The organism is Paratractidigestivibacter sp., assembly GCF_052362415.1.
GTDB lineage: Bacteria > Actinomycetota > Coriobacteriia > Coriobacteriales > Atopobiaceae > Paratractidigestivibacter.
Genome location: NZ_DAWEMK010000064.1, coordinates 1 through 1,219 on the forward strand (window position 1 = coordinate 1; position 1,219 = coordinate 1,219).

A 1,219-nucleotide genomic window follows, 5' to 3' on the forward strand; every position below is an offset into this window, starting at 1 on the left:
CGTCTTCGCGGTGCCGATGTCCATGCCTCGGTAGACCTGCATCGAGTCGACGGAGACCACCTCGCCGCCGAGCGCCACGGCCACATGGTCCGCGAGCGAGCTTTTGCCTGAGGCCGTCGGCCCGACGATGGCGACGACGGGACCCGGCAGGCTCATCGCGGGTCGCCGTCGATCTGGCCGCGGAGGTACCAGGTGCGCGCCTCTTCGACGTGGACGTCGCAGATCTTTCCGATGACATCCTGCGCGGCCAGGCCCTCGGGCAGCGGGAAGTGGACGGTGCGCATCTTCTCGCTGTGGCCGACCATGATCGAGTCGTCGCGCTTGGACGTACCCTCGACGAGCACCGAGACATCGCGGCCGAGCTCCTCCTGGTTCGCCTCATGGGCCTGCTCGGCCACGAGGTCGGCGAGCCTTTCGAAGCGGTGCTGGATGACGTCGTGCGGCGTGTCGTCCGGGATCTTCGCGGCGGGGGTGCCAGGGCGCGGGGAGTAGATGAAGGTGTAGGCGCTCGAGAAGGCGGCCTCGCGGACCAGCGAGAGGGTCTGCTCGAAGTCCTCCTCGGTCTCGCCGGGGAAGCCTACGATGATGTCGGTCGAGAGAGCGAGCCCGGGCATAGCGGCGCGCAGGCGCCCGACGAGGTCGAGGTACTGCTCGCGCGTGTACTTGCGGTTCATCGCCTTGAGGACGCGAGAGGAGCCGCTCTGGACCGCGAGGTGCAGGTGCGGCATCACGCAGGGGTTCTCGGCCATCGCGGCGATGGTCTCGTCGGTGAGGTCGTGCGGGTTCGAGGAGGTGAAGCGGACCCGCTCGATGCCGGTCTTGCCCACCTCGCGCAGCAGCTGCGCGAACCTCGGCTCGCCGTAGATGTTGCGGCCGTAGGAGTTGACGTTCTGGCCGAGGAGCGTGATCTCGCGCACGCCGTCCGCCACGAGCTTCTCGCACTCGCCGACGACCGCCTCCATGGTGCGGCTCTTCTCGCGGCCGCGGACATACGGGACGATGCAGTAGGTGCAGAAGTTGTTGCAGCCGGTCATGATCGGCACCCAGGCGTGGAATTTCTGGGCACGGCGGCTCGGGAGGTCGCAGGAGAACCCGCGACCCTCCTCCTCGGTGTCGACCTCGACCTTCTTTCCGTCGTCGGAGAAGGCCTCCTCCAGAAGCGCCGGCAGGCTGGCGAGCGCGCTCGTGCCGAAGACGACGTCGGCGGCGGGGATATGGG

Annotated in this window: 2 protein-coding genes; both read right to left on the reverse strand. The window is 68.3% G+C overall.

What is annotated here, in order from left to right:
- On the reverse strand, positions 1-156 hold a 156-nt coding region (locus tag ACT84W_RS07130), incomplete at its 3' end, for an isopentenyl transferase family protein (RefSeq protein ID WP_444328714.1).
- The coding region (gene miaB / locus ACT84W_RS07135; RefSeq protein WP_444328707.1) for a tRNA (N6-isopentenyl adenosine(37)-C2)-methylthiotransferase MiaB at positions 153-1,219 on the reverse strand (1,067 nt) is incomplete at its 5' end. The genes ACT84W_RS07130 and miaB, both read right to left, overlap by 4 nt.